The following is a 20,008-nucleotide window of genomic DNA, read 5'->3' as shown; positions in this document are numbered from 1 at the left end:
GAAGGCCTCAGTCGAAGACCGGCGCGTAAAGGACGCCGCCATCTTTCCAGAGCCGCGTTAGTCCGCGGGGGAGGTTGTAGGCCGATCCAGCGCCGAGATTGCGGGCGAAGATTTCGCTGTAATTGCCGACATGTTTGATCACGTCGTAGGCCCAGCTGTCGCGAAGGCCGAGACCCCGGCCGAGTCCCGGTTGCGAGCCGAGAAGCCGGGCGATGCGCGGATCGGCATGCCCCCTCATGGAATCGACATTGGCGCTGGTGATGCCGAGTTCCTCCGCCTCGATGAGCGCCGCGATCACCCAGTTGACCAGGATCAGGAACTTCTCGTCGCCCTGGCGAACCACCGCCGAAACCGGCTCGTTGGTCAGCACCTCCGGCAGGACGATGTTCTCCGCGGTGTCACGCGCGCGGCGAACCCCGAAGACCGCGAGCGTTGGGCCCCAGCCGGCAATTGTGTCGCAGCGATCGGCCAGATAGGCCGCGCGGGCATCCTCGGTCTTTTCGAAGGGAAGCATTCTGAAGTTGAGCTTCTTCGACGCCAGATAATCCGCCGCGAGCCGTTCCGTGGTCGTGCCGGCGGGCACGCAGACGGTGACGCCATCGAGCTGCGTCGCGCTGGTAACGCCGGCCCTCTTCTTGACCATGAACTGCGTGCCGCCGAAGAAATAGGGCAGCGTGAACTGGAACCCGAGGACCGAATTACGCTGAAGCGTCCAGCTCGTGTGGTTGACGACGATGTCAACGCTGCCGGACTGAAGCGCGGGAAAGCGCTGCGGCCAGCTCAGCGGCACGAAAATCGCCTTGTCCGGCGAGCCCAGGATGGCGGTGGCGACGGCGCGGCAGATCTCTGAATCGAAACCGTTCCAACGGCCCCTGTCATCAAGCTCGAAGAAGCCGGGCGAGCCGCCCGCGATGGTGCTGCACTGCAGGCTGCCGCGCTGCTTGATGGCATCGAGCGTCTGACCCTGGGCGGCGGCTCCGCTGACGGACCCCGCAAGCCACAAGCCGCAGATCAAAGCGATATTGAGCTTCATGTCGACTGCCCCCTTCGTTGCCTTTGACTAGGTTCAGGTCACCTCGGGAAGGAACGATACACAATAAATATAGTAGGTCTATATAAAATATTCTGTATCAATATACGATACGACACCCGAAAGAAGACTGCGAAAGCCCGGGAAATGCGGCGCAATGACGCTAAACCCCTTCCGCGCAAGACGGAGACCGGCTCGGCCCGTCAGGCGGCACGCCGCCGGACGAAAATGATGCTGGAGACGAAGGCTGAAGCATTTTGTCGCACTGGCCGAGGCGCACTCGCCCGGCAGCTACGTTCACGGGCGCGACCGGGTGAAGCGCAGCACGTTCCAGGGGCTCGGCAGCGGTCCGACCGGCACGTCGATGATCGTCGGCATCCCCGACTGGAAGCCCTGCCGGAGCGCCTGTTTCAGCTCCGCCGGCGTCTTGGCCCGCAGGCCCTGCGCGCCGAAGCTTTCCGCGAGCTTCACGAAGTCTGGATTATTCAGGTTGCTGGCGATCCGGCGGTTGCCGAAATCCTCGGTCTGCGTGCGCATGACATTGCCGAAGGCGCCATCGTTCATCAACACCACCACGATCGGGATGCGGTGCTGCACGGCGGTCGCCAGTTCCTGCACATTGAACATGAAGCCGCCGTCGCCGCTGACCGCCACGACCGCCTTGTCCGGCATCGCCGCCTTGACGCCGAGGGCCGTCGCCAGCCCCCAGCCCAGCGTGCCCTGATAGCCGGGCGTGATAAAAGTGCGCGGCTTGTAGATCGGAAATGACAGACGGCTGACATAGCCGAGCTGGGTGAGCTCGTCGACGAAGATGCCGTCCTCGGGAAGCTCCGACCGGATGGCGTCGAGAAAGTCGATCTGCGGGCGGCATTGCGCCCAGTCGGCATCGGACAGCGCCCTGATTTGCCTCATCTCGTCGGCCCGCGAGGGCCGCGAGCCCGCCTGAACAGCCAATTCGTCCGCCAGGGCCGCCATGACCGGCCCGGCATCGCCGACGATGCCGACGCTGGCCGGCCGCACCCGGTCCATCTCGTCCGCGTCCGCATCGACGCGCACGATCTTGATCTGGTCGTCGAGCCCCCATTGCAGCTGCTGCAACTGCAACCGCGTGCCGACCGCCAGCACTACGTCGGCGTCACGCCACAGCCGATGCCCGACGGCGCTGTTGACGCTCAGGGGGTGGCGGCTGTCCAGCACGCCGCGTCCGGTGCGGTGGCTGGAAACGGGGGCCTGGAGGATTTCCGCGACCTCCCGCACCGCCTCGCTGGCACCGAGCGCGCCGCCGCCGACGATGATGAGAGGCCGGCGCGCACCGCACAGGAGCCTGGCGGCGGCTTTGACCGCGTCGTAGTCGATCGGGATGGCGCGCGGCTCCCCCTGCTCCAGGGCGGCGACGGGCGCGCGGCGGGGCCAGACGTCGATGGCGCATTCCAGCGCCACAGGGCGGGGTCGACCGCTCCGCATCTGCGCGAAGGCCTCGTTGACTTTCGTCGGCGCCTCATGCGGGGCATGGATCCTGTCCGCCCATTTCGTCAGCGAGCGCAGGACCCCGAGCTGGTCGGGAATCTCATGCAGAAGGCCGAGCCCCCTGCCGATCGCCGCGCTGGCGATCTGTCCGGTCAGCGCGAGAACCGGGGCGTTCAGCGCATAGGCAGTGCACAGAGCGCCCGCAGCATTGAGGATGCCGGGGCCGGGCACGACGGTAAAGACGGAGGGCTTGCCGGTGGCGAGCGCTGCGCCAAGCGCCATGTAGGCGGCGCCCTGTTCATGGCGTGTATGGATCAGGCCGATCCTGTCGGCGGCCCCGGCAAAGGCATCGAACAGGTGGTCGTTCTGCACGCCGGGGAGGGCGAAGACCGTGGAGACCTGATTGCGCGCGAGCTGGTCGACCACGGCCTCGGCTGTGGTCATCGCCTGCGGCTGGTGCGCGGAATCGGGTTCGGCTGCCATGTCATGGTTCCTTGGGAGCACCCGGCATCGTTTCGCGACACCGCCTGATGGTCGGTCACTTGAAGCACTGACGAGTGGTTGGGGCGACAAGGCTTTGGTGGGCGCGGGGGATGAGGCACGTCAGGCAGGCGGGGTCACCTGCGCCGTGCCTTGCGCCCAGCGCGCTAGCGCAGGGCGATGACCGCGATCTCGACCTTCGCTGTGGCCGATACCAGCTTCGCCTCGACCGTTGCCCGCGCCGGGGTATGGCCCTGCGGAACCCAGGCATCCCAGGCCCGGTTCATCTCGGCGAAGTCCTTGATGTCGGCGAGCCAAACGGTGGCGCTGAGAATGCGCTCCTTGTGGGTGCCCGCCTGACGCAGGCTTGCGTCCAGGGCGTCCAGAATCTCCTGCGTCTGGCCGAACGCGTCCTTGGTCTTGTCGGTCGCGACTTCGCCGCAGGTGAACACCAGACTATCGGTGCAGGCGGCCTTGCTCATCCGCGGCCCGACGCCGATACGCTCGATCTGCATGGGTTTTCCTCGGCTCGGGATTTCTGGGATCAGGATTTGGATCCGGGCAGCGCGTCCACCGGAACGGTGTAGTTCAGCGGCATGCGCCCGCCATCGATGTAGAGCACCTGGCCAGTGACGTAGGAGGCATCGTCGCTGGCGAGGAACGAGACGACGCTCGCCACCTCCTCGGGCTCGCCGCAGCGGCCCATGGGCGTGCGCGACAGGATGCGGCGGTACGATTCCTCGTTCGAGAGAACGCCGTTGCGCGTCAGGTCGGTGAGGATGGTGCCGGGGCCGACGGCGTTGACGCGAACGTTCTCCTTGGCCAGCGCCACGGCGAAGATGCGGCTCATCTGGTTGATGCCGGCCTTGGAGATGCCATAGGGCACGTTGGTCGGGATGGTCAGAATGGCCTGCATCGAGGACATGTTGACGATGGCGCCGCCACCCTGCTTGACCATGACCCGCGCGGCTTCCTGCGTGCCGTAGAAGGTGCCGTTGAGATTGACGCCGATGACGCGCGAATAATCCTCGTCGGTGAGTTCCAGCACCGACTTCGAAACGGTGATCCCGGCATTGTTGACCATGATGTCGAGCCTGCCGCTCTGCTCGACGGCCTTGGCCACCAGCGCCGCCACCTCGGAGCGTTTGGACACGTCGCAGGTGAAGGCGAAAGCGGTCTTGCCGCTGGGATCGAGCTTGGCCGCCGCAGCGCTCACCTTTTCCGCGTTCTGGTCGGACAACCAGACGGTCGCGCCTTCCTCGTGCAATCGCTGCGCGCAGGCAAGGCCGATGCCCTGCGCCGCGCCGGTCACGATCGCTGTCTTGTTCGCGTGCTTCATCGCGGCCTCTTTCCCTCGGTCGACGAAAACACTATGCGACCTCCATATCGATACGCAAGATCATTTTTTCTAATCGACGTGCCGTTGTGGCTGAAGATTCCCGCAGAAAACACCAGGAGTGTGATTATCGTACTGATATTGCCGGATTATTGTCATATCTATATTCAATACGTTGTATCTATTTGTAGCGCCAGAAGCTGACGCGATAGCTTGGTCGCGGATCGGTGCCCAGGCCAGAGGCGGCGCGCGCAGAACTCATCCATGTCGTCGCCAATGGCCCGTCACGGAGCGAGCCCGGATCGATATCGCAGCCTCCGCTGCGCATGCGCCGCGACCCGCAGAATGGTGTCAGGCCTGATCTTCGCGTTGCCGAGAAGCCTTGTGCCCGCCCGTCCTGACAAGGCGACAGGCTACGGCCTTTCGGCGCGGCAACAGCGACCCATCGCGACCGGTTGCGATCGCAGAATCCGTGGCGAACGTCGCCACGCTCGATCAACGGACATTGACGGTGGTTTATTTTTCGATCTATCGTGTCGATATATGATCCATCAATCATGAGACGGATCGAGTTGCGATGCCGGAGCGACATGGTTGCGCGAGCCATCATCCGCCTCGCCACGGGTCCCGCCGCCTGCCGCGAGGACACGGTCCGGCCCGACGGGCCGCACGCTGATCCCGCAGTGCCTTCGCCCTGACCCCAATACCCGGAGATCTTGCCATGCTGCGACGAAGGACACTGGTCTTGAGCGGCCTGCTCGCTCCTCTGGCCGCCCGGGCAATGGCCTATCCCACCAGGCCGGTCAGCCTCGTCGTGCCGTTCGCGGCGGGAGGATCGACGGATGTCGTCGCGAGAATACTGGCCGATTTCCTGGCCCCCCGGCTGCGGCAACCCATCGTGATCGAAAACCGGCCGGGAGCCGGCGGTTCGGTAGCGCTTCAGGCCGTCTCGAAAGCGGCCCCCGACGGCCATACGCTCGTCGTCGCCACCACCGGCGCGATCGTCATTAACCCGCACACCGACAACGCGACGTCGAATTTCGACCCGCTTGCCGGACTGTCGCCGGTGGCAAAACTCGTCGATGTCCCGATGATCCTGATCGCGAACCCGCGATCCGGTCTGAAGAGCGTCAGGGACATCGTCGACAGGTCGCGCACGGCGGCCACCGCCATCGCCTACGGCACAGCCGGTGTGAACTCGACGCCGCATTTCGCCATGGAATTGCTGGCGTCGCGGACGCGGTCCCATCTTCTCCACGTTCCCTATCGGGCGGCGCCGCCTGCCGTCACCGACGTCCTGTCCGGGCAGCTTCCCATCGCCTGCGTCGATCTCACCTCATGCCTCGACCACATCCAGGCGGGGGCGGTCCTGGCACTCGGCGTCACGGCGGCGCAGCGCTCGAACCTCTTGCCCGAGGTTCCGACATTCCGCGAGCAGGCGGGTGATGGTGTCGAGATTACCGCGTGGACTGGCTTGTTCGGCCCTCCCGCGCTGCCGCGCGAAGTCATCAATCTCGTGACCGGCCATGTCGCGCAGGCTCTCGCCGACCCGTCCGTTCGCGCGACGATCGAGCGCCTGGGCTGCACGGCAGATCTCCTGCCATCGACCCAGTTCGCAACCATGCTCGCGCACGAATCCGGCCGAATGCGCGGCATTGTCCAGGCGATGAAGAAGTGAGCGACCGGCCCTTCCGTGAAGCTTGCTAGCCTCATCGGTCCGTCCTCGTCAGGGCCGCGCCATTGCTGCGCGTGGTGGCCTTGCCGCGCGCCGGCCCGCTACGAGGCGCGCCGCATCCTCGATCCCGCGATCGTCAGAGACAGGCGGCCGGCATACTCCCGACGGCGGTCCTGCTCGCTGGAAGCGCGACTTCGCTGGATCAAAGGCTTGGCACGGCTTCCCAATCTGCCGTTCAATCGAGGCGCGTCCGAGAGCGGGCGGGGGATGCGCGTGTCAAGTTTGTGCCGGAAGAGACGCCTTCAGCCGCGCTGCGTTGCACGACGGCGGACAAGGAATCCCGGCGGAGCCATCCACAATAGGCCAACGAAAACAGTTGGGTAAATGGTGCTGCGAGAGAGGATTGAACTCTCGACCTCTCCCTTACCAAGGGAGTGCTCTACCACTGAGCTACCGCAGCAAGCCGCGACCGCGCACGAAGCGCCGTGTCGAACGGAGCGCTTCCCTGCCACAGGGGGCTTGAGGATGCAAGAGCCGAGGCGGGTCTTCTCTGTGTGGCCTTGCGCGCGGGGCCGGGTGGCCGCTAGTCCTTGAGCCATGGGCGCTGATCCAAAACCCGACGATACCGGACGCGAAGAGCGGCTGCAGGGCACGAAAACGGAGGCGCGGGACGCGCGCGCGGAGCGGCTCGCGGCCCAGTTGAAAGCCAATCTGCGCCGCAGGAAGGATCAGGCGCGTGCCCGCGCGGAGCCGGAACGGGACGGTTCCGGCTAGGTCGCCTTGCCGCCGCCGCGGCGCGTTCCTTGTTTCGCCCCGTTTGGTCGGCTAGACGGTTCGCACGGCGCGCGCCGTGCCGAATCTCCGTCCGGCGGAGGTTTCGCCCGCGCCGGAACATGCCATTTCGCCGCCCTTATCGAGGAGTTCCGCATGGATCGCATCCGCATCAAGGGTGGCAACCCGCTTCATGGCACGATCCCGATCTCGGGCGCCAAGAATGCCGCCCTGCCGCTGATGATCGCCTCGCTGCTGACCGAGGACGAACTGACGCTGACCAATGTTCCGCGTCTGTCCGACGTGAACAATCTCGCCCGTATTCTCGGCAATCACGGCGTCGACGTCACGGTCGCGGGCAAGCGCTCGGGCGATGAGGTGCTGACCGGCCAGACCGTCCGGCTCAATGCGCGATCCATCGTCGATACCACCGCCCCCTACGAGCTCGTCTCGACCATGCGGGCGAGCTTCTGGGTCATCGCGCCCCTGCTCGCGCGCATGGGCCAGGCGCGCGTGTCGCTGCCGGGCGGCTGCGCCATCGGCACGCGGCCGGTCGATCTCCTGCTGATGGCGATGGAGCGCCTCGGAGCGACGATCGAGATCGACGCGGGTTATGCGGTTGTCTCTGCACCGAAGGGACTGAAGGGCGCCGAGATCGACTTTCCGAAGGTGACGGTCGGCGGCACCCATGTCGCGCTGATGGCCGCCGCCCTCGCGGATGGCACCACGGTCATCCGCAATGCCGCACAGGAACCGGAGATCGTCGATCTTGCCGACTGCCTCGCGAAGATGGGCGCTCGCATCAAGGGGCAGGGCTCGCCGGTGATCGAGGTGACCGGCGTCACCCGCCTCAAGGGCGCGCATCACGCGGTCGTGGCGGACCGGATCGAGACCGGCACCTACGCGATGTGCGTGGCCATGACCGGCGGCGACGTGCTGCTTGAGGGCGCGCGTCCCGAACTGCTGCAATCGGCGCTCGACGTGCTCGGTCAGGCCGGTGCGGAGATCAGCGCCACCAACGAGGGCATCCGTGTTGCCCGCAACGGTCACGGCATCGAGCCGGTTTCGGTGACGACCGACCCCTTCCCCGGCTTCCCCACCGATCTTCAGGCCCAGCTCATGGGGTTGATGACGCGTGCGAAGGGCACGTCGCGGATCACCGAGACGATCTTCGAGAACCGCTTCATGCATGTGCAGGAACTGGCGCGGCTCGGCGCGAACATCCATCTCGACGGCCAGACCGCGACCATTGAGGGCGTCGATACGCTGAAAGGCGCGCCGGTCATGGCGACGGACCTCAGGGCCTCCGTCTCGCTGGTGATCGCGGCGTTGGCGGCGCAGGGCGAGACCACCGTCAATCGGGTCTATCACCTCGATCGCGGCTTCGAGCGTCTGGAGACCAAGCTGGCCGCCTGTGGCGCCGAGATCGAGCGCATCTCCGGCGGCTGAGGCAAGCCTTCCGTAACGTCTGTCTGATATCCCGAGAGGCCGTCATTCCACTCGGATGCTATGGCCATGCCGTTCCGCTCATCCCGAACCGGCCCCGCGCTGGGGCAGAAGGACCAGCGCCGCGCTCACCGGCGCGACATCGTCTATCCCGTCGCCATCGAGAATCCGGCCGACGGGACCAGCGTTCCCTGCGTGATACAGGACATTTCCGAGACGGGCGCCAAGCTCGGAATGAGGGATCTGGTTGCGATTCCCGACGAATTTCTGCTGCGGCTGTCGGGCAACCGGCAGGCAACCCGCCACTGCCGCGTGGTCTGGCGGGCCGAGCAGTCCGTCGGCGTCAGGTTCGTCGAACAGGAAGGCTGACGCGAACAGGCGCCGGCCTCAGGCGCCTGATCCAGGAGCCGCGCGGCGGGTTGGCGCTGCTGCGACGAACCTGCCGTCCTGCAGATAGGTCTGTAGTTGAACGATGCCGCGCTGCATGTGGTGCTCGATCTCGGACTGCATGAGATCCAGCCTGTCTCCCAACGCCAGCTCCACATAGCGGCTATGCGCATCGTCCAGCGGACCCGCGCGCCCGTGAGCCTTCTGGTGGATGGCGAGATAGAGGTGCAGCCGCGCCGATATCCGACGCCAGGTCTCCAGGAGCAGCCGGTGGCCGCAGAACTCGTAGACCGTCGAGTGGAATTTCACCTCGGCCAGCGAGGAAGCGAAGCCGTCGCCGGCCGGCAGGGCGAGCAGCAATTCCTTGTGCCGCGCTTTCAGCGTGCGCGCGAACTGCGGCGTCCGCCGGTCCCAGATCTGCGCGAAGGCCAGCGTCTCGAGCGCGGTTCGCAGCGAATAGATCTCGCTGACATCGTCGCGCGACAGGCTGACGACCCGTGTCGCCGTATAGGGCACGGAGACGAGCAGCCCCTCTTCCACCAGCTGGCCCATGGCCTCGCGCAGCGGCCCGCGGCTGACGCCGAATTCCGCCGCCAGCTGCTGCTCCGTCACCGCGCTGCCCGGCGCGATCTGTCCGTCCACGATCGCGTGGCGCAGGCGCTCGGCGATCTGGTCGCGAAAGGTCGCGCGCCGAATCTGGGCCAGCGGCTCGTCGACGGAGGCGGACGCGGCGCGCATCAGCGGGCGACCCATGCCTGATAGAGCTCCGAGGCGCGCTGCGTCATCGGTCCGGGCGCGCCCGCGCCGATCGTCCGGCCGTCGATCCGGGTCACGGGCGTAACGCCGCCGAGCGTGCCGGTCACGAAGGCTTCGTCCGCGCCATAGACCTCGGCCAGCGTGAAGTCCTTCTCCAGCGCCTGCGTGCCCGATGCGCGCCAGGCATCGATCACCGCCTGCCGGGTGAGGCCCTTGAAGCAGTAGCTGCCGGTCGAGCTCCACAGCTCGCCGCGCCGGACGATGAAGAAGTTGGTCGAGTTGCAGCTGGCGACGAAGCCGTTGGGGTCCAGCATCAGCGCTTCGTCCGCGCCGGCGTTGATCGCCTGGATAAGCGCCTGGATCAGGTTGAGACGGCTGTGCGAATTGAGTCTGAGGTCGAAGACGTCCGGCGTGCTGGTGCGGAAGGTCGAGGTGAACAGCGACAGGCCGCGCGCCTTCGATTCCGGCCGCGGCGTCTTGTACTCGGCGACGATCACCATGGTCGCCTTGCCAATGACGAAGCGCGGGTCCTGGTTCGGCGTCTTCTTGACGCCACGGGTGATCATCAGCCGGATATGCGCGCCATCGGTCATGCCGTTGCGCGCCAGCGTCGCGTCGATGGCGGCCGCCACCTCCTCGCGCGAGCGGCCGATGTCGAGCGCGATGGAATTGGCGCCCTCGAACAGCCGGTCGAGATGGGCCTCGCGCTGGATCAGCCGGCCGTTCTTGAGGCGAAGGCCCTCCCAGACGCCATCGCCGAGCACGAAGCCTGAATCGAAGATCGACACCCGCGCCTCGTTGCGCGGCACGAAGGCGCTGTCGACATAGACCAGAACGGCCTCGTTGCGCGGATCGTCGAGATAGCCCTGGGCGCTGCCCGCGGTGCTGCTCATGGCACTGTTCCCGTCAGAAATTGAACCGGCGATGGCCGGCGATGAAGGCCTGGGTGAGCGGCCGGCGCGGCGCTTTCAGCACCTCGTCCGGCGTGCCCTGCTCGTAGATGCCGCCGTCGGCGACGAAGATGACGCGCGTCGCCATGTGGTAGGCGAAACCGATCTCGTGGGTGACCAGCAGCATGGTGCGGCCGTCCTCGGCGAGCGACTGGATGGTGTTGAGGACCTCGCCGACAAGAGCCGGATCGAGCGCCGAGGTCGGCTCGTCGAACAGCAGGATCTCCGGCTCCATCGCGAGCGCGCGCGCGATGGCGACGCGTTGCTTCTGCCCGCCCGAGAGATGAGCGGGATAGGCTTCCGCCTTGTCGGCGAGGCCAACGCGGGCGAGTTCGGCCAGCGCTTTCGGCCGGGCCTCGTCGCGCGACTGGTGCTTCACGGTGACGAGCCCCTCCATGACATTGCCGATCACCGTCATGTGCGGGAACAGGTTGAACTGCTGGAACACCATGCCGACGCGCTGGCGCAGGCGGTTCAGCGCACGCTCGTCATAGCGCATCTCCGTCCCGTCGCTGCGCTCCCGCGCCTCGCCGACCGGCTCGCCGCCGAGGATCACGCGGCCCTCGTCAGGCCGCTCCAGGAAGTTGATGCAGCGCAGCAGTGTCGATTTCCCGGAGCCCGACGCGCCGATGATGGCGATGCGATCGCCGCTGGCGACGTCGAGGTCGACGCCGGAAAAGACCGGGCTTCCGCCGAAGCGCTTGCCGAGTCCCTTGAGGCTGAGTACGGGACCGGCCATCAGTCGCTCCGCGCGAGGCGCCGCTCGAGCGCGTAGGTCGCGCGCACCAGCGGGTAGAGGATGAGGAAGAACAGTGCGCCGACGACCGTATAGACCTCGAGCGGGTTGAAGTTCAGCGACGCGACCAGCTTGCCCTGATGCAGCAGCTCGACATAGGCGACCACCGAGGCGAGCGTCGTCATCTTGAAGATCTCGATGCCGCGATTGGTCAGCGCCGGCAGCACGCGGCGCAGTGCCTGCGGCAGGACGATGCGGCGCAGCGTCTGCAGGCCGCTCATGCCGATGGAGCGCGCCGCCTCCCACTGCCCCGGCTCGATGGACTGGATGCCGCCGCGATAGATCTCCGCGGAATAGGCCGCCGAGTTCAGCGATATGCCGAGGATCGCCGCCATGAACGGACTGATCTCCACGCTGACCAGCATGGGTAGCGCGAAATAGAACCAGAGAATCTGGACCAGAACCGGCGTGTTGCGGAAGAACTCGATGAAGCCGATGGCGAGCCAGCGCAGCGGCGCGTGGCGAGACCGCCGCGCCAGCGCCACGAGGAGCCCGAAGCCGAGGCCGAGGACGAGGCAGACGAGAAACAGGCGAATGGTGCCGACGGCGCCGAACGCCAGCGCCTGCCAGTTGTCGAGGATCGGCGTGAAGTCCCAGCGATAGGCCATCAGCGCGCCGCCATTTCGCCGCTCGCGGCCATCCGTCGCTCGACCAGCGCGCCGAGCGCGCTGAACAGCGAGATCGTGACGAAATAGATCAGGGCCGCGACCGTGAAGACCTCCAGCGGCCGGAAGGTCTTCTGGGCGAGCTCGTTCGCCTGATAGAGCAGATCGGCATAGGAGACGGTGGCGACCAGCGTCGTGGTCTTCATCAGCTCGATGGAACGCTCCATCATGGCCGGGAACATGCGCTTCACCGCCTGCGGCAGGATGATCCGCCCCATGGTCTGAGCGCCGCTCATGCCGATGGCGCGGGCGGCCTCGCGCTGGCCCTTGTCCACGGAGACGATGCCGGCCCGGAAGATCTCCGCGAAGAAGGCTCCGGACTGGATCGTGAAGGTCAGCGCCGCCGCGAGATGGGGCGTCATCTCGACGTTCAGCACGATGGGCAGGCCGAAATAGAACCAGAACAGCTGGACGAGCGGCGGCGTCGTGCGGAACACCTCGATGACGATGCCGGCGGGCGCCGACAGCAGCCGTTTCCCCGACAGGCGCGCCAGGGCCAGCGCGAGACCGACCGGCAAGCCGCCGGCCAGCGCCACGGCGGTCAGCGCCAGCGTGTTCCGCAAGCCCGCCAGCAGCAGGTCGCTGTTGGCGAGGACCGGCGTGAAGTCCCAGGCGTACATGCCCGCCGCCGCGTCAGCCGAGCATTTCCTTGATGATCGGCGGCGCCGCCTTCGGATCGAGGCCGAACCCGGCGAGGAACTCCTCGTACCAGGCCTGAATCTGCCGCGAATTGTAGTACTCGGTGATCCGCGCATCGACCCATTCGACGAAGGCGGTGTCGCCCTTGCGGACCGCGGCGCTGGACGGGTTCGACTGGGTCGGCTGCGGCACGACGATCTTGCCGGCGCCGAGGCGCTGGCGCGCTGCGATCAGCGGCGGATGGAACAGGCAGACCGCCTCGACGCGGCCGGACTGGAACGCGGCGATCGCCTCGGTATTGCCGGGGAAGCGCTGGATGGCGGCCTTGGCGACATTGGCGGAAAGGAACCGGTCCATGCTGGTCGCCTGCGGCACGGCGATCCGAACGTCCGGCTTGTTGAGGTCTTCCCAGTTGCGGACGGCGAGGTCGTCCTTCGCCAGCACCGCCAGCGAATAGTAGAGCAGCGGCGATTTCGGGAAATCGACCGCCTGCGCGCGCTCGGGGGTCGCGTCCAGCACGTACATGATGTCGATGCGGTTCGCCTGCAGCGCGGCGATGGCGGTGCCCCAGGTCACCTCCACCGGTTCGAAACGCACGTTCAGCGCCGCGGCCATGGCCTTGCCGACGGAGACGCCGACGCCGGAGGACCATTCGCCGGTGCGGGCGTCCTTGGAGTACCAGGGCGGGGCCTGCGTGACGCCAACGCGCAGCGAGCCGCGCCGCTTCACCTCGTCGAGCGTGCCGCCAGTCTGCGAAAGGGCCGGTCGGCTGATGAAGGCGGTGCCCGCCGCAACGCCGAATGCCGTGGCGAATGTCCGCCGGTCGATCGTCATGATGCCCTCCCTGATCCCGGTCCCGCGTGTCGCGCGGGAATTGCAGCGGATTGAACGACCCACATTGTTGATTGTCAACAATGTGGGTCGTTCCAGCTTCGCGACGATGCGCCGTCGCCAATGGCGGGATGGTCTGCCGAAGACGCGGAATGCGTCGCCGGGACGGGCATCACGCCTGTCCCGCGGCGCGCGGCGACGAAGGGATTGCCGGCGAGCCATTCGCCATTCCACGACGCTGCGAGGGCGATTGCGGCGCACCGGCTGATCCGCTACACAGACTGCGCGTCGCCAGATTGTCGCGGCGTCGGCATGCACCCGTAGCTCAGCTGGATAGAGCGTTGCCCTCCGAAGGCAAAGGTCGCACGTTCGAATCGTGCCGGGTGCGCCAACTCCTCAGACGCCAAAGATAGTTTCGCTTTTTTTGGTCCGAGAGCCACAGGGCCGAACGATCATCGCCTGTCAGCCTGTCAGACTGGCCGTGCCTGCGGGGCCAGTCCATCCTGCCCTTGCCACGCCGGTTTGACGCGGCTATCTCACGCGCTCCTCAAACAGCCGAGCCTCCAATGTCGAGCGCCCCGCGTGCCGCCTCGATCGGCATCGATGTCGGTACGAGCAACACGGTCGTCGCCGTCGCGAGCGCTGACGGGCGCGTCAGCACCATCCGCTTCGCCCATGGCGGGGACAGCCTGAGCGTCTTCGCCTCGACCCTGTGCTTCTGGCAGGAACGCATGGCGCAGCCGCCGCGCGTCGAGGGCGGTCCCTGGGCGATCGAGCATTTCCTCGAGGAGCGCATCGGACTGCGCTTCATTCAGTCGTTCAAGACATTCGCCGCGAGCCGCGCCTTTCAGTCGACGATGATCTTCGGACAGCGGTTCCAGTTCGAGGATCTGCTGGTGACGTTTCTGCAGACGTTGGCGCGTCATATCCCGGGGGGCCTCGACCTTTCGGCCGCCCGCCTCGTTGTCGGGCGACCGGTGCAATTCGCCGGCTCCAGCCCGGATGATGCATTGGCGATGCAGCGCTATCGCGATGCGTTCGCCAGCCTCGGCGGCGGCCACGCCCGCTACGTCTATGAACCCGTCGGCGCGGCCTTTTCTTTCGCGCGCGATCTGGAGGGCGACGCTGTCGTGCTGGTTGCCGATTTCGGCGGCGGCACCAGCGACTTCTCCGTCATGCGGTTCTCGCGCGCCGGCGGTAGCCTGACGGCCGAACCGCTCGGTCATGCCGGTGTCGGCGTCGCCGGCGACACGTTCGATTCCCGGATCGTCGATCGCGTGATCTCGCCACGTCTTGGAAAGGGAGGTAGCTACCGGTCCTTCGGCAAGGTTCTGCCGATGCCGCTCCATTACCACGCCTCGCTCTCCCGCTGGAACGAACTCGCGCTGATGAAGGGCAGCGCGGATTTTCGCGAGTTGCGGAAGCTTGCGCGCGTCGCCCTCGATCCCGCGCCTCTGGATGACTTCATCGGGCTCATCGAGGATGATCTTGGCTTCCCGCTCTACCGGGCCGTCTCTGCGGCCAAGGTCGCGCTGTCGGTGCAGGACGCCGTCGCGTTCCGGTTCGCCGAGCGTGCGCTGGACATCCGCTCGACCATCACGCGCGCGGATTTCGAGACGTGGATCGACGACGATCTCGCACGCATCATGGCGAGCGTCGATCAGGCGCTGGTGAGCGCCGGCATCGCGCCGGGCGATGTCGACAAGGTGGTCCTGACCGGCGGAACCTCCTTCGTGCCTGCCGTTCGCCGCCTCTTCGCCGAGCGCTTCGGTGAGGGGAAGCTCACCTCCGCCGACCATTTCGAATCCATCGCCCAGGGCCTCGCCCTGATCGGGCTGACCGAGGACGCCGACCACTGGGCGGTTGCCGCGTAGGATTCGCCGCGAGCTTGTCCGGCGAGCCGCTCATGGCCTCGTTCTAGCCGACCCACCGGCCGGTCATCGTGATGCGCAGCCGCTTCGTGGGCCTGGTCGCGGGTGCGATCACATCGCGCCGGTGATGATGCCCTTGCGGATCAGGAAGCAGCCATAGGGCCGCGGGTCGCCCACCTGGACGACCGCGAAGCCTTGCGCCGCCGCCGCATAGAAGGCGTAGCGGTCGATTCCCGTCGGCACGACGTCGCGCCCGAGAACCCGGATGATCTCGGCCTGCACCTCCTGCTGGACGGCCGGCACGGCATCGGCATCGCCGACCACCGACATGCGCCGGATCGGCTCCGGTTCAAAATCGTCGATCGGGAGGACCGACAGAATCGCGCGCACCGCACGCGGCATGGTGAGGCCCGGCAGGCGCACGATGCGTCGCGACACGGTGGCCGCCGCGATCCTCTCGGCGGGATGATTGGCATCCACGATGGCGAGATCGTCGCCATGGCCCATGGCCGCAAGGACCCAGAGGAGATCGGGACCGAGGATGGGGTCGAGGCCCTTCAGCACGTCACGCTCCCGATTGTCCCTGTGTCGCGGCTCGCCTGAGGTAGGTCCGCGCAGCGTTGCCGCCGAATATGGCGGCCTGTCCGGTGGCGGCGAGCGACGATGTCAGCGCTTCCGCCGCGCGGTGCCAGGCATCGTATCCGCCGGCTCGGTTCACCACCGGCCAGTCGCTACCCCAGATCAGCCGCGAGGCGCCGAAGGCGTCGACGAGATGCCGGACATAGGGTTCGAGGTCGCTTGCCGACCAGTTGTCCCGCGCTTCGGTGACGAGACCCGATAGCTTGCAGGCGACATTGGGCAGCGCGGCGAGCGCCGCCATGTCGGCCCGCCACGGGTCGATTGTTCCGTCGCGGATGAAGGGTTTGGCGCCGTGGTCGATGACGATGGCAAGGTCGGGATGACGCTCCGCCAGAACCAGTAGCCGCGACAGGTGGCGGGGGAGAACCAGCGCGTCGAACACGAGGCCGTGGCGGACCATGGTTCGCAGCGCTGGCCCGAGGGCGATGTCGGCGAGGAAGTCGTCGTCGGGCAAGTCCTGCACCATGGGCCTGAGTCCGACGAGAAGCGGGTCGCGCGCCAACTCCGCGATGACCGAAGACGCGTCCGGCGCGGCAAGGTCGGCCCAGCCCACCACGCCCGCGACGAAACCGGCCTCGCGCGCGGTGGCGAGCATGAAACGGGTCTCGGCGACCGTCGGCGCGGCCTGAACGAGGATCGTCGCGCCGATGCCGTGGCGCGCGAGATGGGGCGCGAGGTCTGCCGCGCCATAGTCGCGCCGCAGCACGTCCGGGGCACTGTCGAGCCAGCCATAGTCGCCGCGCGCGACCTGCCAGAAGTGCTGGTGGGCGTCGATCCTCATGGCTCAGGCCGGCGTTGGAGCATGGGCGGCGATCAGGCCGGCGGCCTTGAGATCGCTCCAGAGTGCCGGTGGCGTGGCCACCGCGGCAGCGGTGACATTGGCGACGATCTCGCTCGGTCGCACGGCGCCGAGCACGAGCGTCCTGACCGCGGGATGAGCGGCGGCGAAGGCCATGGCTGCTTGCCGGAGCGGCACGCCGTGAGACCGGCAGATGGCGTCGATCGCCTGGACACGCGCGAGAATTTCGGGCGATGCCGGTCGGTAATTGTAATGCGCGCCGGGGCCCGCGTCGCCGGCGAGGATGCCGGAATTGAACACGCCGGCCAGCATGATGCCGATGCCCTTTTCCAGCGCGAGGGGAAGGAAGCTGTCGAGCGCGCCCTGTTCCAGCAGCGTGTAGCGGCCGGCGAGCATCATCACGTCGAAGTCGCCCGCGCGGGCGAAGCGCGCGCACATCTCGGCTTCGTTGACCCCGACGCCGATAGCCTTCACCGCACCGGTGGACCGCAGCCGGTCGAGGGCGCGATAGGCGCCGTTCATCGCCTCGGAGAACCGCCGCTCCATGTCGGTCCCGTGGGTCCAGACATCGACGTCATGGATGAGCAGGATGTCGACATGGTCGGTTCCGAGCCGCAGCAGCGACTGCTCGAAGGAGCGCATGGCGCCGTCATGGGAATAGTCGACCACCGCGCCGTGCGGCAGGCCGCCGGCATAGCCGGAGCGGTCGCCTGGGGCTGCTGCCGGGTCCATCCAGCGGCCGATCTTGGTGGAGAGAACGATGTCCGTTCGTCCGGCCGCGCGCAGGGCCGCGCCGATGCGGTGTTCCGACAGCCCGTGGCCGTAGAGCGGCGAGGTGTCGATGAGGTTCACGCCGGCATCGAGCGCCGCTGACACCGTCTCCTGCGCCGCGCGCTCGTCCAGCCTGCCGAAGAGATCGCCGAGCGGCGCGCCGCCGAAGCCGATGAGGCTGACATCGATCCCCTCGGCCAGCCGGCGGCGCGGCAGCCTCGGAACCGGCGGCAGGCTGGAGGCTGCGGTCGTCATCGCGGGTCGATGGGCGTGGCGGGCAGGGAGAGTTCCCGTTCGATCCACGCAGCAAGGCGCAGGAGGTCTCGCTCGCGGCCGCCATGCGACAGGATCTGGACGCCGATGGGGAGCCCCGCATCGGAGAACCCGATCGGCACGGAGATGGCGGGCAGGCCGCTCAGCGACCAGATCGCCGTGATCGCGATCCAGCCGAGATAATCCTGCATCGGCTGCCCATCGATCGTCTCCGGCGCGAGAATGTCGACGGAGAACGGCATGGCTTGCGCCGCCGGGCAGACGAGGAAGTCGTGGTCGTCGAGGAAATCTACGGCGCGGCGGTAGAAATCGGTGCGCGCGCGGTTGGCCGCCGCGATGGCCCGGCCCGGCTGGTCGCGCCCGCGCATGATGTCGCCCATGACGGCTGCCGGAAACAGATCGCGGTGCCGGTCGAGCAGCGGCTCCCAGGTCGCGAAGAAACTCTCGCCGCGCAGCACCCTGAAAGCGTCCATCGCGCCTGTCGTTGCCGGGTGGCCCCGGTGGACGGCGATGCCCGCCCCGGCGAGCATCTCGGCGAAGGCCTCGACTACGGCACGGATCGGCGCTTCGACCGGCAGGCCGAGATCCGTGGAGACGGCGATGCGCGCCGGCTTTCGCGGCTCGCGCGCGGCGGCGAAGAACGATGGTCCGGAGGCGGGCGTTGATAGGAAGTCGCCGGAATCGTAGCCGACCATCGCGTCGAACATCAGCGCGAGATCGTCGACGCAGCGCGCCATGGGGCCTTCGACGAAGATGGTGTCGAAGGGATCGGTCAGGCGCTTGCGCGGCACGCGTCCCGGCGTCGGCCTGAGGCCCAGCACGTTGCAGAAGGCGGCGGGGATGCGCAGGCTGCCGCCATAGTCGTTGCCATGCGCCAGCCAGGCCTCGCCGGTGGCCAGCGCCACCGCCGAGCCGCCCGAGGAGCCGCCGCAGGTCAGCCTGACATCATAGGGGTTCAGCGTCGTGCCATGGACGGCATTGGTCGTCTGCGCGTCGCCGAGCTCGGACAGGTTCGACTTGCCGAGCACGACAGCGCCGTTGGCCTCCATCAGCGCCACGGTGCGGTCGGAGGTCGTCGATATCCGGTCCTTGAAGATCGGCGTGCCGCCGGTATTGCGCACGCCGGCGACGTCGTTGTTGTCCTTCACGACGATGGGGATGCCCGACAGCACCGTATCGCGCCCGGCGGCGCGGGCGGTGTCGGCCGCGCGCGCCTGCGCGCGGGCGCGCTCGAGGCAGAGCGTCGGGATCGCGTTGATCTTCGGCTCCATCGCGGCGATGCGGGCGGCGGCGGCCTCGACCAGTTCTGCCGATGTGACCTCTCCGGCTCGCAGGCGGGCGCGGATTTCGGTCGCGCTGAGGTCGATCAGATCATGCGACATGGGCAGGCTCGGATGCGGAAGGCGACGGCGTGCCGCAGGAGCGGCGGACGATCAGGCGGGGGGCCATGACGGTAACGGTGCCTGGCCCGAGTCGGCTGCCCGTGACGCGGTCGAGCAGGATGTTCAGTGCCGTCTCGCCGATGGCGCGCACCGGCTGGGCTACGGCGGTGAGGCGCGGCGAGACCGAGTCGGCCCATGGCAGGTCGTCGATGCCGACGATCGACACGTCCTCGGGGCAGTTCAGCCCGAGATCGGCCAGCGCCCGGATCGCGCCGAGGGTCATCAGGTTGTTGGTGGCGAAGATGGCTGTCGGCGCCGCGTCGGCGCGCAGGAGGTCGATCGCCGCGCGGCAGGCCGGCGCTTCCTGAAAGCCCGCGTCGCGCACCAGGCCGGGATCGAAGGCAATGCCGGCGGCCAGCAACGCCTCCCGGTATCCCGCGAGGCGGTCGGCCGCGGTGCGCACGACGTCCGGTCCGTTGATCAGCGCGATGCGCCGATGTCCCGCCGCGACGAGGTGGCTTGTCGCCTCGAAAGCGGCGCGATGATTGTCGAGCACGACGGCATCGTAGCCGAGCCCGTCCATGGCGCGATCGACCAGCACCACCGGCACCTCAAGCTGTGCCAGCAGCGCCGCGCGGTTCATCGAGACCGCGCCGGTGGGCGCAAGGATCAGCCCGTCGATACGCTGGCTGCGCAGCATCTTCAGATGCGCTTCCTCGCGCTCGACCTTCTCGGACGAATTGCACAGGAGGACGAGATGTCCGCGCGCGGCGGCGGCATCCTCGACCGCTGCGAACAGGTCGGAGAAGAACGGGTTGGTGATGTCGCCGACCACGAGCCCGAGCAGCCCGCTCGTCCGCTTGCGCAGGGATCGCGCGGCCGGATGGGGGGCGTAGCCGAGCTTGTCGACGGCCGCCTGAACCCGCGCGCGCAACTCCTCGCTGACCCGGTCGGCGCTGTTCAGCGCATTCGACACCGTGGCCATCGATACATTCGCCAGCCGCGCGACATCGCGGATCGTGGCCATGGCGTCTCCGCTTTTGA

19 protein-coding genes and 2 tRNA genes are annotated in these 20,008 nt (G+C 67.4%); 5 read left to right on the top strand and 16 right to left on the bottom strand.

All coding sequences use genetic code 11. The features are described from left to right. Positions 1 to 7 precede the first annotated feature (7 nt). The 4 genes from JNK84_RS16730 to JNK84_RS16715 form a co-directional block, all read right to left on the bottom strand. Positions 8 to 1,033 (bottom strand): transporter substrate-binding domain-containing protein, encoded by a 1,026-nt coding sequence (locus JNK84_RS16730; protein ID WP_293425811.1) that lies wholly within the window; start codon positions 1,031 to 1,033, stop codon positions 8 to 10. 294 nt (positions 1,034 to 1,327) lie between these two features. Beyond that, entirely contained in the window at positions 1,328 to 2,980 is a 1,653-nt protein-coding gene (locus JNK84_RS16725) for a thiamine pyrophosphate-dependent enzyme (protein ID WP_293425810.1), read from the bottom strand. Between the two features lie 164 nt (positions 2,981 to 3,144). Next, a complete protein-coding gene (locus JNK84_RS16720; RefSeq protein ID WP_293425809.1) occupies positions 3,145 to 3,492 on the bottom strand; it encodes a RidA family protein in 348 nt (115 codons plus the stop codon). 29 nt (positions 3,493 to 3,521) lie between these two features. After that, a complete protein-coding gene (locus JNK84_RS16715) occupies positions 3,522 to 4,316 on the bottom strand; it encodes an SDR family NAD(P)-dependent oxidoreductase (RefSeq protein ID WP_293425808.1) in 795 nt (264 codons plus the stop codon). Between the two features lie 718 nt (positions 4,317 to 5,034). Between JNK84_RS16715 and JNK84_RS16710 the strand changes: the two genes are divergently transcribed. Beyond that, positions 5,035 to 5,991: a Bug family tripartite tricarboxylate transporter substrate binding protein gene (locus JNK84_RS16710; RefSeq protein WP_293425807.1), complete on the top strand. Its 957-nt coding sequence runs from the start codon at positions 5,035 to 5,037 to the stop codon at positions 5,989 to 5,991. 382 nt (positions 5,992 to 6,373) lie between these two features. Here JNK84_RS16710 and JNK84_RS16705 read toward each other — a convergent pair. Continuing rightward, positions 6,374 to 6,448: transfer RNA gene (locus JNK84_RS16705), tRNA-Thr, on the bottom strand. Between the two features lie 467 nt (positions 6,449 to 6,915). Between JNK84_RS16705 and murA the strand changes: the two genes are divergently transcribed. Then, positions 6,916 to 8,208 carry a UDP-N-acetylglucosamine 1-carboxyvinyltransferase gene (murA, locus tag JNK84_RS16700; RefSeq protein WP_293425806.1) on the top strand — a complete coding sequence of 431 codons (1,293 nt, stop codon included), beginning with the start codon at positions 6,916 to 6,918 and terminating at the stop codon, positions 8,206 to 8,208. A gap of 66 nt (positions 8,209 to 8,274) precedes the next feature. Then, the gene (locus tag JNK84_RS16695) at positions 8,275 to 8,574 is read left to right on the top strand and encodes a PilZ domain-containing protein (protein ID WP_293425805.1); all 300 of its coding nucleotides are present in this window, start codon (positions 8,275 to 8,277) and stop codon (positions 8,572 to 8,574) included. 18 nt (positions 8,575 to 8,592) lie between these two features. Here the strand turns inward: JNK84_RS16695 and JNK84_RS16690 are convergent, their stop codons facing one another. From JNK84_RS16690 to JNK84_RS16665, 6 genes are read right to left on the bottom strand one after another with little or no spacing between them, the layout of a single operon-like run. Beyond that, complete coding sequence (locus JNK84_RS16690) at positions 8,593 to 9,345, bottom strand: GntR family transcriptional regulator (RefSeq protein ID WP_293425804.1); 753 nt, start codon at positions 9,343 to 9,345, stop codon at positions 8,593 to 8,595. Continuing rightward, positions 9,330 to 10,241, bottom strand: a complete 912-nt coding sequence (locus tag JNK84_RS16685; protein WP_293425803.1) for an aminotransferase class IV — start codon at positions 10,239 to 10,241, stop codon at positions 9,330 to 9,332. The genes JNK84_RS16690 and JNK84_RS16685 overlap by 16 nt, the downstream gene beginning before the upstream one ends. Positions 10,242 to 10,254: 13 nt before the next feature. Next, positions 10,255 to 11,037 (bottom strand): amino acid ABC transporter ATP-binding protein, encoded by a 783-nt coding sequence (locus tag JNK84_RS16680; protein ID WP_293425802.1) that lies wholly within the window; start codon positions 11,035 to 11,037, stop codon positions 10,255 to 10,257. Continuing rightward, the gene (locus JNK84_RS16675; protein ID WP_293425801.1) at positions 11,037 to 11,702 is read right to left on the bottom strand and encodes an amino acid ABC transporter permease; all 666 of its coding nucleotides are present in this window, start codon (positions 11,700 to 11,702) and stop codon (positions 11,037 to 11,039) included. The genes JNK84_RS16680 and JNK84_RS16675 overlap by 1 nt, the downstream gene beginning before the upstream one ends. After that, positions 11,702 to 12,379, bottom strand: a complete 678-nt coding sequence (locus tag JNK84_RS16670) for an amino acid ABC transporter permease (RefSeq protein ID WP_293425800.1) — start codon at positions 12,377 to 12,379, stop codon at positions 11,702 to 11,704. Before JNK84_RS16670 ends, JNK84_RS16675 begins: the two co-directional genes overlap by 1 nt. Positions 12,380 to 12,392: 13 nt before the next feature. Next, positions 12,393 to 13,232, bottom strand: a complete 840-nt coding sequence (locus tag JNK84_RS16665) for a transporter substrate-binding domain-containing protein (protein WP_293425799.1) — start codon at positions 13,230 to 13,232, stop codon at positions 12,393 to 12,395. A 311-nt stretch (positions 13,233 to 13,543) separates the two neighbouring features. On the opposite strand from JNK84_RS16665, the gene JNK84_RS16660 reads away from it, so the two are divergent. After that, positions 13,544 to 13,620: transfer RNA gene (locus JNK84_RS16660), tRNA-Arg, on the top strand. Between the two features lie 175 nt (positions 13,621 to 13,795). After that, entirely contained in the window at positions 13,796 to 15,103 is a 1,308-nt protein-coding gene (locus tag JNK84_RS16655) for an Hsp70 family protein (protein WP_293425798.1), read from the top strand. A gap of 108 nt (positions 15,104 to 15,211) precedes the next feature. On the opposite strand, the gene JNK84_RS16650 is transcribed toward JNK84_RS16655, so the two are convergent. Genes JNK84_RS16650 through JNK84_RS16630 form a run of 5 tightly spaced genes read right to left on the bottom strand, consistent with a single transcriptional unit; the run spans position 15,212 to position 19,991 of the window. After that, positions 15,212 to 15,664 carry an RbsD/FucU family protein gene (locus tag JNK84_RS16650; protein WP_293425797.1) on the bottom strand — a complete coding sequence of 151 codons (453 nt, stop codon included), beginning with the start codon at positions 15,662 to 15,664 and terminating at the stop codon, positions 15,212 to 15,214. Position 15,665: 1 nt separating this feature from the next. After that, positions 15,666 to 16,520: an amidohydrolase family protein gene (locus JNK84_RS16645; RefSeq protein WP_293425796.1), complete on the bottom strand. Its 855-nt coding sequence runs from the start codon at positions 16,518 to 16,520 to the stop codon at positions 15,666 to 15,668. A gap of 3 nt (positions 16,521 to 16,523) precedes the next feature. Then, complete coding sequence (locus JNK84_RS16640) at positions 16,524 to 17,564, bottom strand: aldo/keto reductase (RefSeq protein ID WP_293425795.1); 1,041 nt, start codon at positions 17,562 to 17,564, stop codon at positions 16,524 to 16,526. Continuing rightward, a complete protein-coding gene (locus JNK84_RS16635) occupies positions 17,561 to 18,964 on the bottom strand; it encodes an amidase (RefSeq protein ID WP_293425794.1) in 1,404 nt (467 codons plus the stop codon). The genes JNK84_RS16640 and JNK84_RS16635 overlap by 4 nt, the downstream gene beginning before the upstream one ends. Next, the gene (locus tag JNK84_RS16630; protein ID WP_293425793.1) at positions 18,954 to 19,991 is read right to left on the bottom strand and encodes a LacI family DNA-binding transcriptional regulator; all 1,038 of its coding nucleotides are present in this window, start codon (positions 19,989 to 19,991) and stop codon (positions 18,954 to 18,956) included. Before JNK84_RS16630 ends, JNK84_RS16635 begins: the two co-directional genes overlap by 11 nt. Between the last annotated feature and the right edge of the window lie 17 nt (positions 19,992 to 20,008).

The organism is Phreatobacter sp., from assembly GCF_016793595.1.
Classification (GTDB): Bacteria; Pseudomonadota; Alphaproteobacteria; order Rhizobiales; family Phreatobacteraceae; genus Phreatobacter.
The sequence above is the reverse complement of the archived record's forward strand: the minus strand, read 5'-3'. Positions and strand labels throughout refer to the sequence as shown.